Source organism: Streptomyces triticisoli, from assembly GCF_003270085.1.
Classification (GTDB): domain Bacteria; phylum Actinomycetota; class Actinomycetes; order Streptomycetales; family Streptomycetaceae; genus Streptomyces; species Streptomyces triticisoli.
Window position 1 is genome coordinate 43,865 of sequence record NZ_QFDQ01000010.1, and the last position, 12,625, is coordinate 56,489.

Below are 12,625 nucleotides of genomic sequence, written 5' to 3' on the forward strand. Positions count from 1 at the left end.
CGACCCCGCCACCCGTACGCGCACTGCCGTACGTGGGCGAGGTGGGCGCCCTGGGTGCGTTTCGGGGGTGCGGGCCGGTCACAGTGCGGTGCGGTGGCGCCGGCCCGTGGACGCGTGCCGTTGCCAAGGGGTGGTGACCGGCAGATGTTGGTACCAGGAGGTCCCCAATGACCGGCACCACTGGAAACCGCACTCCCGGCACCGACCTCGGACCGGTCCCCGTCCCCGTTCTCGTCGTCGGCGCCGGTCCCACCGGGCTGCTCCTGGCCGGTGACCTCGCCGTCGCCGGTGTCCCCGTCACCCTCGTCGAGAAGCGGCCGCACCGGATCAGCAACCTGTCCCGCGCCTTCGCCCTGCACGCCCGCACCCTCGAACAACTCGACACCCGCGACCTCGCCGACGGCCTGGAGGCGGTCGGCCGCCCCCTCGACCGGCTTCGGCTCTTCGGCCGGCTCGCCCTCGATCTCGGCGCCCTGCCCTCCCGCTTCCCGCACGTGCTCGTCCTGCCGCAGTACGAGGTGGAGGCGGCCCTGGAGCGGCGCGCCGTCAAGGCGGGGGTGACCTTCCGGTACGAGACCGAGGTGACCGGCCTGACCCAGGACGCGGACGGTGTGACGGTCCGGGCCCGCGCCCCCGACGGCCGGCCGGAGTCGCTGCGCGCGGCGTACGTCGTCGGTGCGGACGGGATGCGCAGCGTCGTGCGCGGGGCGGTCGGGCTGCCGTTCCCGGGGCGGTCGGTGATCCGTTCCGTCGTCCTCGCCGACGTACGGCTCGCCGAGCCGCCGAAGAGCCTGCTGACCGTCAACGCCGTCGGTGACGCCTTCGCCTTTCTCGCGTCCTTCGGCGACGGCTACTACCGTGTCATCGCCTGGCGCCGCTCCACCGCCGTGCCCGACGACGCGCCCCTCGGCCTCGACGAGGTGAAGGAGATCACCCGGCTCGCCCTCGGCGGCGACCTCGGCATGCACGACGCCCGCTGGATGTCCCGCTTCCACAGCGACGAGCGCCAGGCGCCCGCCTACCGTGTCGGCCGGGTCTTCCTCGCCGGCGACGCCGCCCATGTGCACAGCCCGGCCGGCGGTCAGGGCATGAACACCGGTCTGCAGGACGCGGCCAACCTGAGCTGGAAGCTCGCCCAGGTCGTCACCGGGCACGCGCCCGAGGCACTCCTCGACACCTACCAGACCGAACGCCACCCCGTCGGCAGGTCCGTGCTGCGCAGCAGCGGCGGCATCCTCCGGCTCGCCATGGCCCGCCGCCCCTGGACCCTGGCCCTGCGCGCCGTGCTCGTCACCGTCCTCGACAAGGTCGGCCCGGTCCGCCGCAGGGTCGCCGGGCAGGTCACCGGCATCGGCTACCGGTACGCCGCTCCCCGGGGCGCCCACCGCCTGGTCGGCGCCCGAGTCCCGGACGTCGCGCTCGCCGGGGGCGGACGCCTCCACGAGGCCCTGCGCGGCGGCCGGTTCGTGCTGATCGCCCCGCGGGCGCACCCCGTCGGCCGGGACCGGTCCGGCCGGCTGACCGCGGAGCGCTGGGCGAGCGGGCGCCGTACGGCTGTGCTGGTCCGCCCCGACGGCTACGTCGCCTGGGCCGCGGACACGGCCGACGAGACCGCGATCGAGGCGGCGCTCGCCGCCCACGTGGGCTGAGTGGTCCCTCGGCCGGGCTGCCTCTCGGCCGGGCTGCCTCTCGGCCGGGCGGTCTCTCGGCCGGGCTGCCTCTGGGTCGGGCTGCCCTACAGCTGAGCAGCCGTCACGCCTGCAACTTCGGCGTCCCGGGCGGCAACTCCCTGAGCGGACCGGTCAGTCGACCGGCCCGCTCGGCATCCAGGGCGGACAGCGCCTCCGTCCGTGCGGCGAGCCCCGCGCCTTCCAGCTCGGCCGGCCGGGTGGGCGCGGCCCGTCCACCCGCTCCGGCCACCGCGCCACCCCCGCTCCTCAACCACTCCCGCGGGCATGCCCGGCCCGCAAGAAGGAGCCGGCGAGCCGGGTGCCGAACCGCAGCGCCGCCGCACACGGCGAGGGGCGCCCGGAACGGCACCGGGCGCCCCTCGCCGTACCGGCGTTACGGCCGCGCCGCCGCCGTGTCCGCCGTCTGGGCCTTCAGGGCGCGCTCGACGCCCGCCCGCGACTCCGAGACCAGACGGCGCAGGGCCGCGTTCGGCTCGGCCGAGGCCAGCCACTCGTCGGTCCTGCGCAGGGTGTCCTCGGACACCTGGATCGACGGGTACAGGCCGACGACGATCTGCTGGGCCATCTCGTACGAGCGGGACTCCCAGACGTCCTTGACCACCTCGAAGTACCGGTCGGTGTACGGCGCGAGCAGCTCGCGCTGGTCGGTCTGGACGAAGCCCGCGATGACCGCCTCCTGGACGGCGTTCGGCAGCTTGTCGGAGTCGACGACCGACGCCCAGGCCTCCGCCTTGGCCTCCGGCGTCGGACGGGCCGCACGCGCGGTGGCCGCGTGCCGCTCACCGGCCGCGGTCCGGTCCCGCTCGTACTCGCCGGCGATCTCCGCCTCGTCGAACCGGCCCACGGCCGCCAGCCGCTCCACGAACGTCCAGCGCAGCTCGGTGTCCACGGCCAGGCCCTCGACCGTGTGCGAGCCGTCCAGCAGGGACTCCAGCAGGTCCAGCTGCTCCGGCGTACGCGCGGTCGCCGCGAAGGCGCGCGCCCACGCCAGCTGGTGGTCGCTGCCCGCGTCCGCCGCGCGCAGGTGGGCCAGCGTGGCGTCCGTCCAGCGGGTGAGCAGGGCCTCGCGGGTGACCGGGTCGGAGTACAGGTCGACGGCCAGTTTCACCTGGCGGTGCAGCGACTGCACGACACCGATGTCGGACTCCTTGCCGATGCCGGACAGCACCAGCGACAGGTAGTCGCGGGTCGCCAGCTCCGCGTCCCGGGTCATGTCCCAGGCCGACGCCCAGCACAGGGCGCGCGGCAGCGAGGACTCGAAGTCGCCCAGGTGCTCGGTGACGACGGCCAGCGACTCCTCGTCCAGGCGCACCTTGGCGTACGACAGGTCGTCGTCGTTGAGCAGGATCACCGCCGGACGGCGCCGGCCGGCCAGCTCCGGTACGGCGGTCAGCTCGCCGTCCACGTCCAGCTCGATCCGGCCGTCCGCGGCGCGCACCAGCTTGCCGCTCGCCTCGTCCAGGTCGTACAGGCCGATCGCGATCCGGTGCGGGCGCAGGGTCGCCTCGCCCTTGGCGCCGGCGGGCAGGGCGGGGGCCTCCTGGCGGATCGCGAAGGAGGTGATGACACCTTCGGCGTCCGTCTCGATCTCCGGGCGCAGGATGTTGATCCCGGCCGTCTCCAGCCACTTCTTCGACCAGGTCCTCAGGTCGCGCCCGGAGGTCTCCTCCAGCGCGCCCAGCAGGTCGGACAGGCGCGTGTTGCCGTACGCGTGCCGCTTGAAGTACGCCTGCACACCCCGGAAGAACGCGTCCATGCCGACGTACGCCACCAGCTGCTTGAGCACGCTGGCGCCCTTGGCGTAGGTGATGCCGTCGAAGTTGACGAGCACGTCGTCCAGGTCGCGGATGTCCGCCATGATCGGGTGGGTGGAGGGCAGCTGGTCCTGCCGGTACGCCCAGGTCTTCATCTGGTTGGCGAACGTGGTCCACGAGTGCGGCCACTTCGAGCCGGGGGCGTACGCCATGCAGGCGGCCTCGGCGTAGGTGGCGAACGACTCGTTCAGCCACAGGTCGTTCCACCACTCCATGGTGACCAGGTCGCCGAACCACATGTGGGCCAGCTCGTGCAGGATCGTGGTGGCCCGCGCCTCGTACGCCGCGTCGGTCACCTTCGAGCGGAAGATGTACTGGTCGCGGATGGTCACCGCGCCCGCGTTCTCCATCGCGCCCGCGTTGAACTCCGGTACGAAGAGCTGGTCGTACTTCTTGAACGGGTAGGGGTAGTCGAACTTCTCCTGGAACCAGTCGAAGCCCTGCCGGGTCACCTCGAAGATCGCGTCCGCGTCGAGGAACTCGGCGAGCGAGGGCCGGCAGTAGATGCCGAGCGGCACCGACTGTCCGTCCTTCTCGTACACGCTGTGCACGCTGTGGTACGGCCCGACGATCAGCGCCGTGATGTACGTCGAGATGCGCGGCGTCGGCTCGAACACCCAGACGTTGTTCTCGGGCTCGGGGGTCGGCGAGTTGGACACGACCGTCCAGCCCTCGGGCGCCTTCACGGTGAACTGGAAGGTGGCCTTCAGGTCCGGCTGCTCGAAGGAGGCGAAGACCCGGCGGGCGTCCGGCACCTCGAACTGCGTGTACAGGTAAGCCTGGTCGTCGACCGGGTCGACGAAGCGGTGCAGGCCCTCACCGGTGTTGGTGTACGCGCACTCCGCGACGACCCGCAGGACGTTACGGCCCTGCAGCAGACCCGGCAGCGCGATCCGGGAGTCCTCGAAGACCTCGGCGGGGTCGAGCGCGTCGCCGTTGAGGGTCACCTCGTGGACGGCCGGGGCCACCAGGTCGATGAAGGAGGCGGCACCGTTCTCGGCGACGTCGAAGCGCACCGTGGTCACGGACCGGTAGGTGCCTCCCTCCTGCGCGCCGGAGAGATCGAGATCGATCTCGTACGAGTCAACGGTGAGCAGCTTCGCCCGCTGCTGAGCCTCTTCGCGAGTCAGGTTTGTGCCAGGCACGCGGTCATCTCCTCATGATGTGTGAGTGCGGTCATCCTTCCACGTCGCGCCCCATGCGAACGGGCGGTCACCGACTCCCGGCGACCGCCCGCCCGCACCGCGTACCCGAACGGGTCCTACGCGCTCAGCTCCGCCGCCACCAGCTCCGCGAGCTGGACCGTGTTCAGGGCCGCGCCCTTGCGGAGGTTGTCGCTGGAGATGAACAGCGCGAGGCCGTTCTCCACCGTCTCGTCGCGGCGGATGCGGCCGACGTAGGACGGGTCCTGGCCGGCGGCCTGGAGCGGGGTCGGGATGTCGGAGAGGGCGACGCCTGGGGCGCCGGCCAGCAGCTCGGTGGCGCGCTCCACGCTGACCGGACGCGCGAAACGGGCGTTGACCTGCAGGGAGTGGCCGGAGAACACGGGCACGCGCACACAGGTGCCGGAGACCTTCAGGTCCGGGATCTCCAGGATCTTGCGGGACTCGGTGCGCAGCTTCTGCTCCTCGTCGGTCTCGTTCAGGCCGTCGTCGACGAGGTTGCCCGCGAGGGGCAGCACGTTGAAGGCGATCGGGCGCCGGTAGACGGACGGCTCGGGGAAGTCCACGGCCGCGCCGTCGTGGGCCAGCCGGTCGGCGTCCGCGACGACCTTCTGCGTCTGGTCGTGCAGCTCGGCGACGCCCGCGACACCCGAACCGGACACGGCCTGGTAGGTGGCGACGACCAGCGCCTGCAGGCCCGCCTCCTGGTGCAGCGGCTTCAGGACCGGCATCGCGGCCATCGTCGTGCAGTTCGGGTTGGCGATGATGCCCTTGGGGCGGTCGGCGATCGCGTGCGGGTTCACCTCGGACACCACCAGCGGCACGTCCGGGTCCTTGCGCCAGGCCGAGGAGTTGTCGATCACCACGGCGCCCTGCGCGGCGACCTTCTCGGCCAGCGCCCGGGAGGTCGCGCCGCCCGCCGAGAACAGGACGATGTCCAGGCCGGTGTAGTCCGCGGTGGCCGCGTCCTCCACGGTCACCCCGTCCAGGACGCTCCCCGCCGAGCGGGCCGAGGCGAACAGGCGCAGCTCGGTGACGGGGAAGCCGCGCTCCGTGAGGATCCCGCGCATGACCGTGCCGACCTGACCGGTGGCTCCGACGATTCCGACCCTCACGGCGACTCCCTACTACGTGTTCCTGTGTGTGCGGCCTCTCCATCATGCGGCCGACTCCGGGCCACCTGTCCAATTCTTTGCGCGCCATGCCCGAGGGGTGGGACGCGCCGTCCCGCCCGCCGGTTGCGGAACTCCTGCCCGCACCCCCGCTGAGCTGGAGAAATACGTTCCCGAGGCGCGTGGTGCCGCAAGCTGTGCTGCCACGCGCGACGGTGTGACGTACGCCTCTGAACGCTTTCCCGAGCCTCCGCCGAACGTTTCCGTGCGCTGGGGCGTCGTAGAGGAAACGCGGTGAGGGGGTGGCTTGTGCTGCGCAGAAAGGCCCGCCGTGCCCAAGAGGACGACGATCCTCTGGACGCGGCTCAGGAACGCCGGGTGCGGGCGGTGCTCGCACTGGGCGGGGTGCCGCAGGCGGACCTGCCGGACGGGGTGCAACAGGTCCGCCTGCGGCTGCTGGAGCGGGCCGCGAGCGGCAGGGAGGCGCCGCGCGACGTGTCCGCGTGGGCGGCCGTCGTCGCCTCCAACCTGGCCATGGACTGGCACCGTGCCAGGCGCCGGCAGGAGCGGCTGGGGGAGCGCCTGGCCGCCCTGCGCCGGCAGGAACACCCCTCGGGCGAGGACACCAGCGTGCTGTCCCTGGCCGTCGCCCAGGGCCTGGACGAACTGCCCGACTCCCAGCGCCAGGTCCTGGTCCTGCGTTTCTACGCCGACCTGCCGGTCCGCTCGATCGCCGACGAGCTCGGCATCCCGGAGGGCACGGTCAAGAGCAGGCTCCACACGGCGGTACGGGCTCTGCGCGTCCGTCTGCACCAGAACGAGGTGGTGTGACATGACCGCCGAGCACAACGGCGCCGACGCGCTGATGGCCGCGATCACCGGCGAGCCGCTGCCGGACGAGGCCCGCGCGGACGCCGCCCTCCTGGCCGGGCACCGCGCGGCCGAGGCCGACGTGGCGCTGCTGCGGCAGCAGCTGGGGGTCATCGGGGACGCGCTGGCCGGAGACGCCCGGCCGCGGCGGAAGCCGGCGCCGGCGGCACGGAACCGGCGTCGGGTGCGCACCGCCGCCTTCGGTGCCCTCGCCGCGGCCGCCGTCGCGACCGTGCTGTCGGGGATGGCCTGGCTGGTGACACAGTCCGGCGGCGGAGCCGGCTTCGGGGTGAGCGCCGACAAGGAGGTGGGTGCCAAGGCCGACACCTCCGCCGGCTCCCCCTTCGCCGACCCCGGCTACCTCGCCTGCGCGCGTCTGGTCGCCGAGGGCGAGGTCACGGACGTGGAGCAGGTGCCGGGCGCCGCCGGTCAGGAGCGGATCACCCTGCACGTCACCCGCGCCCACAAACCCGCGAAGACCGCCGAGGAGATCACCTTCGTCCTCGACGGGTCCGCCGGCCCGAAGTCCCTCCACCTGTACGACCACGTCCTCGTCGCTCTTCCGCGGCACACGGCGTCCCCGGACCACGTGGTCGTCGGCGACGTACCGATCGCCCGCGAACGGGCCCGGATCGTCCGTGCGCTGCCCGCGGCGCGCGAACTCGGCTGCGAGTGACGGTCGAACGATCCGCGACGCTCCCGCGTCACAGGAGAAACACGACGGAGGGGGAGCACCGTTGCCGATCAGGAGATCGCGGGGTGCGGAGGCGGACCCGCTGGACGCGGCCAGGCCGACCGGGTCCGCGCCGTCCGGGCGCTGCCAGGAGCCCGGGGCTCGAGTGTGGCGGCGCCGGATGACCGCGCACGCGTGTGACACTCCGAGATGACGGCCGTCGTCCCGGGAAGCCGCGACGACGTCGGCATCGGCGGGACCGGGGCCGGGGCCGGGTTCCGGCAGACGACGGAGGGGCGGGCGCCCGTACGGACGCCCGCCCCAGTGCCGTGTGCGGAACCGCGTCCGCTACGGGATGACCTTGCCGATCTTCACGCTGCCGAGGCCCGCGACGGTGCCGCGGGTGTTCAGCACCTGGACCTCACCGAAGAACTCGCGGCCCGCGGGGGCCGGCTCGTTCGCGACGACGTCGGCGGTGATCTGCGCCGTGCCGTTCGGGGCGAGCGCGTACACCTCCGACTCGTCGACCTTCACCGAGCCGAGCGCCGCCGAGTAGTACACGTCCCGGTAGTCGTAGGCCGTGGAGCCGGTCGGCGCCGAGTAGGCGTCGATCTCGATGGTGTACGTGCCCGGCGCGGGGTTGGCGATCGAGACGGACTCCTCCGAGCCGCCCGCCGCCGAGTAGGCGACCCGCTGGCCGGCGGCGTTGAAGACGTACAGGTCCAGGTCGGCCCCGGCGTCCGAGACGTTGCCGATGGCGACGTCCAGGCGCTCGGCACCGGCCGGCACGACGACGGTCCTGGTGTGCGTGTCACCGTCGGCGATGGTGGGACGGTCCGACTTCGACGAGCCCAGCGAGCCGCCCCTCAGCTTGGCGTCCAGCCCGGCCAGCTTGTTCGTCAGCGTCCAGTCGACGGAGGTCGGCGTACCGGCCTTCGCCTCCTCGACCGTCTGCACCGCGGGGCTGAAGTCCAGTCCGTACACCGCCGCGGTCAGCTCGAACGGGTTGTCGAGCAGCGGCGAGGTACGACGCGACTCGACCTCGATCTCCCAGACTCCCGGCATCGGCTTGGCGTACGAACGCACGTCCGGACGGCAGGTGTTGGCCGGGTTGTTGTAGTTCGGGTAGCAGTTCACGGTCGAGCTGGGGTCCACCGGGGTGCCGTACGGGTGGATCGCGATGAAGCGGGTCTGGCTGCCGTCCTTGAGCCCGCTCATCGAGATCTCGAGGGTCTTGGCGCCCTCCGGGACCGTCACGAAGTACGACTGGGGGCTGTTGCGCTGCACGGAACCCGACACCGAGTGGGTCCAGGACGGCTTGGCGATGTCCGCGGAGACCACCACGGTCAGCATGATCTGCTTGTCCACGCCCTCGGTGCGGCGGTCGTCGACCTCGAGGATCGCGCTGTGCACACCGGCGGCGCCGGGACGCGCCTCGATCTTCACCGTCACCGGCTTGTTCAGCGGCAGCGAGACCTCGCGCGAGCCGACGATCCTGAAGGTGTCGTCGTCGTTCTTCAGGCCCAGCCGGTGCTTGACCGTGCCGGCCGGACCCGTGGTGCGGGTGACCTGGACGTCGTAAGTCTTCTTCTGGCCCTTCTTCAGACCGCCCTCGCGGTCGTACAGACCGGTGCCGAAGTCGGGGGTCTTCAGCGCCCAGGACAGCGAGGTGCTGACCGGGGCCTTGACCGCGTACTCGTGCGCCGAGGCGCCCTTCTCGATCGACTTCCAGGCCTTGACGATGTCGATCAGGCCGGCGCCCTCGCTGTGCGGGTGCTCGCCCTCGATGTGCTGGGCGGTCGAGGTCAGCGCGGTGCGCAGCTTCGCCGGGGTGAGGTCGATGCGCTTCTGCTTCGCCGCCGACAGCAGCAGCGCGGACGCGCCGGCCGCCTGCGGGGACGCCATCGAGGTGCCCTGCAGCATCGAGTAGCCGGCCGGGAGGGAGTACCCGGCCTCGGCGACCGGGCCGCCGGGCGCCCAGGTCTGCGTGGTGTTGATGGCCGCGCCGGGCGCCGAGATGACCGGCGTGAAGCCGCCGTCCTCACGCGGACCGCGCGAGGAGAACGGCATCATGGCGTACGACCTGCTCACCACGGAGCCGTAGTTGGCCGCCCAGGTCTCCTTGGAGACGGACGCGCCGACCGAGAGGACCTTGTCGGCGAGGCTGGGGTCACCGATGGTGTTCAGACCGGGGCCGCTGTTGCCCGCCGAGATGACGAGCTGCACGCCGTAGGTGTCGATGAGCCGCGTGTACAGCTGCGCGCGGGCGTTGTTGCCGTCGTTGAGCGCCGGCAGGCCGCCGATGGACATGTTGACGATGTCCACGCCGCGGTTGACGACGAGGTCGATCATGCCCTCGGTGAGCGCGACGCTGGTGCAGCCGCCGCTCCAGACGCAGGCGCGGGAGGAGACGATCTTCGCGCCCGGGGCGGCGCCGTTCATCTTGCCGCCGAACAGGCTGTTGGCGGCGGTGATGCCGGCGACGTGCGTGCCGTGCGAGCCCTGGATCAGGCCGATGTTGACGAAGTCGGCCTTCTGGCCGGCCCAGGACCCGCCGTAGGGGTCCATCGGCACGTCCTTGCGGATCTCCACGACGAACGGCTGCCGCTCGACGACGTCCGTCTTCGGGTCGTCGGTGCCGAAGTAGCCGATCTGGAAGCCGTCCTTGTACGGCTTCATCGGCGTGTCGTCGGTGAAGTCGTTGTTGTTGTTCAGGTCCACGCGGACCGTGCCGGCCGCCGGGTCGTACAGCACGCCCCAGGAGTCGGTGGTGTCGCCGTCGCGGTTCACGTCGCCGTTGGCGTCGCCGCCGACGGTGAACCGCTCCTCGAAGGTGCTGACCTGGTAGTCGCCCGCCGGGGCCTTCCAGGTCTCGCTGCCGTAGGTGAAGACGGGTCCGGAGACGGAGTCCACCATCGGGCGCCAGGTCCTGTCACCGTCGACGATCGGGTCCGTCGCGGTCACCCAGTCGACGATCTTGCGCTCGCCGGTGGTGGTCTTCTGCAGCGCCGGGTGGGCGAGGTCCACGCCGGTGTCGATGATGCCGATGGTGACGCCCCGGCCGTCCGCCTTCGGGTTCTTCTTCACGAAGTCGACGGCGCCCGTCTCGTGGGACGGGTTGTACGGGTTCGCGGCGGGGGTCTTCTTGTCCGGGCCCGGGTAGGTGGTGTTCCCCTTGCCCTTGCCGCCGCCCTTGGCGGAGCCCGCGTCCGGCCTCGGGTCGTCGAGCGGGATGTCCTGATTGAGGTCGATGGCATGCACCGAGGACAGCTTCGCGGCGGCGGCGATCGCCGAGTCCGCCTTGGCGGTCGGCACGGTGGCGCGGACGTAGCCGAGCTCGTCGTAGGCGAGGCCCACGGCGCCGCCCTTGACCGCGTCCAGCTGCTTGGCGACCTGCTCGGTCTGCCCGGGAGCGGTGGCGATCATCATCGTGACGTGCTTGGCGCCCTCGGCCTTGGCCTCGGCGAGCAGTTCGGCGTCGCCCGAACCGAGTTTGTCGTCCGCCGGCTTGACGGCCGGGTCGGTGGGCACCGGGCCGTCCTGGGCGGCGGCCATGGATATCGGCCCTGCCATGGAGAGCGCGGCCACCACGCCTGCCGCCGTGGCGATGCGGGCCAGGCGTCTGGCACCGGTGAGCGGTGCGCGCTGGGGGTCGGAGGTCATTGGCATCCCTTGTAGGTAAAGGAACCAGAAGAGGTATGCGCGATCGGATCCGATCGCGGCCGTCCGGATTTCGGAGCCGGATGGTCGCTCAGGTCTACCTAAAGGGAAGTTGTTTGACGAGAGTTGACCATGGCGGGATGTGTCCATGGCGTACTTCCGCCACGCGCCATCCGGGAGATAGCCGCCCAAACCGTGTCGGTTTCCCCGGGGTTGAGTCGGCCCTCTCCGGGTGACGCCGTAACGTCCCCCCATGCAAAAGGAGTTGAGGGTGGCGGCCTACGCCGTATGCGTGAGGGACGGACGGCTGCTGATGGCCCGCTGGGTGGCCGGCGACGGCACCCGCCGCTGGACCCTGCCCGGCGGCGGCATGGAACACGGCGAGGACCCCTACGACACCGTCGTACGCGAGGCCGAGGAGGAGACCGGCTACACCGTCGAACCGGTCGCCCTCCTGGGCCTGGACTCCGTCCGCCGCACCTACCCGCGCCGTCTGGGCACCCACGCCGACTTCCACGGCCTGCGCATCCTCTACGAGGCCCGCGTCACCGGCGGCGAACTGCGCCACGAGGCGGGCGGCTCCACGGACCGCGCCGCCTGGCACCCCCTGGAGGCGGTCCCCGCACTGCCCCGGGTCGGCCTGGTCGACGCGGGGCTGCGCCTGTGGCGCGAGCGCCCGCCGGCGGGGAAACCGGCGGGCACGAGCTGAAGGGGCTCCCGGCGCACACGAGGAGGGACCGCCGGGATCGGCCCCGGCGGTCCCTCCTCTCCCCTCCTGACTCTCCCCTCCTGACGCGTCCCGGTCCGTCACTGCCGGGGCAGCACCACGACAAACGCGGCCGGGGCGCGGTCGGCGGCCGCCATCAGGGCGGTGCGGACGACCGCCGCCTGCTGCTCCAGCGCGTCGCGCAGCTTCTTGGGGGTGAGGTGGACGACCGTGATGCCCAGCCGCTCCAGGTGCTCGCGCTTGCGGGCGTACTCCGACCCCTGGGCGTCCTCGTCCTGCCGGGAGGCGCGGGTGTCCAGCTCCACCGCGACCGCCTGCTCGGGCCAGTACGCGTCCAGGCCGCCCAGATGGGGGCCGCCCGGCAGCCGCAGGTCCACGTTCCAGACCGGGTCGGGCAGGCCGTACTCGCGGACCATCCGGTACAGCCGGTCCTCCGCGAGCGCCCGCCCTTCGGCCAGCAGCAGGTTGACGGCATCGACGACGTGAGGCCGGGCCAGGAGCTTCGCACTTGTCAACTCCCTTACGACTGCCGTCGGTTCGCAGTAACCGCCGCGCACCGCCTCGGTCAGGAGCCGGCGTACCGTGCCCGCGTCCGACAGCCGGGCCACCGCGTCCGCCAGGGCGCGCGGCACCGGGGCCACCGGCAGCCCGGTGACCAGGTCCGCCGTGGGCAGTCCGGCCGTACGGACGATCCGGGCGCAGCCCGTCGAACGCAGCCGTCGGCCGCGCTCCACCAGGACGTCGATCTTCTCCAGCGAGGGCAGGGGAGGCGCGGCGGTGAAACCGTGCAGGGCCAGGGCCGCCAGGCCGGTGACCATCACCTCGGCGTACAGCACCGGGCGGTGCGGGGCCTGGGCGGTCGGCTGCGCGGGCACCCCGGGCGCCGGCCGGGGCAGCGGGCCGCGCGCCGCGTAC

Annotated in this window: 9 protein-coding genes; 4 read left to right on the top strand and 5 right to left on the bottom strand. The window is 72.3% G+C overall.

Annotation, left to right across the window (positions count from 1 at the left end):
• Window positions 1-167: 167 nt before the first annotated feature.
• Window positions 168-1,649, top strand: coding sequence for an FAD-dependent monooxygenase (locus DEP02_RS02230; RefSeq protein ID WP_112465609.1), 1,482 nt, complete (start codon window positions 168-170; stop codon window positions 1,647-1,649).
• A 103-nt stretch (window positions 1,650-1,752) separates the two neighbouring features.
• On the opposite strand, the gene DEP02_RS02235 is transcribed toward DEP02_RS02230, so the two are convergent.
• The 3 genes from DEP02_RS02235 to DEP02_RS02245 all read right to left on the bottom strand — a co-directional run bounded on the left by DEP02_RS02235 (window position 1,753) and on the right by DEP02_RS02245 (window position 5,783).
• Complete coding sequence (locus tag DEP02_RS02235; RefSeq protein WP_269809342.1) at window positions 1,753-1,920, bottom strand: hypothetical protein; 168 nt, start codon at window positions 1,918-1,920, stop codon at window positions 1,753-1,755.
• A 144-nt stretch (window positions 1,921-2,064) separates the two neighbouring features.
• The gene (pepN, locus tag DEP02_RS02240; protein ID WP_112465610.1) at window positions 2,065-4,650 is read right to left on the bottom strand and encodes an aminopeptidase N; all 2,586 of its coding nucleotides are present in this window, start codon (window positions 4,648-4,650) and stop codon (window positions 2,065-2,067) included.
• 116 nt (window positions 4,651-4,766) lie between these two features.
• Window positions 4,767-5,783, bottom strand: a complete 1,017-nt coding sequence (locus tag DEP02_RS02245) for an aspartate-semialdehyde dehydrogenase (RefSeq protein WP_112465611.1) — start codon at window positions 5,781-5,783, stop codon at window positions 4,767-4,769.
• 306 nt (window positions 5,784-6,089) lie between these two features.
• Between DEP02_RS02245 and DEP02_RS02250 the strand changes: the two genes are divergently transcribed.
• A complete protein-coding gene (locus tag DEP02_RS02250; protein ID WP_112465612.1) occupies window positions 6,090-6,611 on the top strand; it encodes a sigma-70 family RNA polymerase sigma factor in 522 nt (173 codons plus the stop codon).
• Between the two features lies 1 nt (window position 6,612).
• Window positions 6,613-7,326 carry a hypothetical protein gene (locus DEP02_RS02255; RefSeq protein ID WP_112465613.1) on the top strand — a complete coding sequence of 238 codons (714 nt, stop codon included), beginning with the start codon at window positions 6,613-6,615 and terminating at the stop codon, window positions 7,324-7,326.
• A 345-nt stretch (window positions 7,327-7,671) separates the two neighbouring features.
• Here DEP02_RS02255 and DEP02_RS02260 read toward each other — a convergent pair whose 3' ends face one another.
• Entirely contained in the window at window positions 7,672-10,986 is a 3,315-nt protein-coding gene (locus DEP02_RS02260) for a S8 family serine peptidase (protein ID WP_112465614.1), read from the bottom strand.
• Between the two features lie 250 nt (window positions 10,987-11,236).
• Here DEP02_RS02260 and DEP02_RS02265 point away from each other — a divergent pair, with 250 nt between their 5' ends.
• The gene (locus DEP02_RS02265) at window positions 11,237-11,692 is read left to right on the top strand and encodes an NUDIX hydrolase (RefSeq protein ID WP_112465615.1); all 456 of its coding nucleotides are present in this window, start codon (window positions 11,237-11,239) and stop codon (window positions 11,690-11,692) included.
• A 98-nt stretch (window positions 11,693-11,790) separates the two neighbouring features.
• Here DEP02_RS02265 and DEP02_RS02270 read toward each other — a convergent pair.
• The coding region (locus tag DEP02_RS02270) for a hypothetical protein (protein ID WP_112465619.1) at window positions 11,791-12,625 on the bottom strand (835 nt) is incomplete at its 5' end.

What these genes read in the sequence shown, in the direction of transcription:
- DEP02_RS02230 (WP_112465609.1), top strand. Translation starts at nt 168, where the DNA reads ATGACCGGCACCACTGGAAACCGCACTCCCGGCACCGACCTCGGACCG.
- DEP02_RS02255 (WP_112465613.1), top strand. Translation starts at nt 6,613, where the DNA reads ATGACCGCCGAGCACAACGGCGCCGACGCGCTGATGGCCGCGATCACC.
- DEP02_RS02260 (WP_112465614.1), bottom strand. Translation starts at nt 10,986, where the DNA reads ATGACCTCCGACCCCCAGCGCGCACCGCTCACCGGTGCCAGACGCCTG.
- DEP02_RS02265 (WP_112465615.1), top strand. Translation starts at nt 11,237, where the DNA reads ATGCAAAAGGAGTTGAGGGTGGCGGCCTACGCCGTATGCGTGAGGGAC.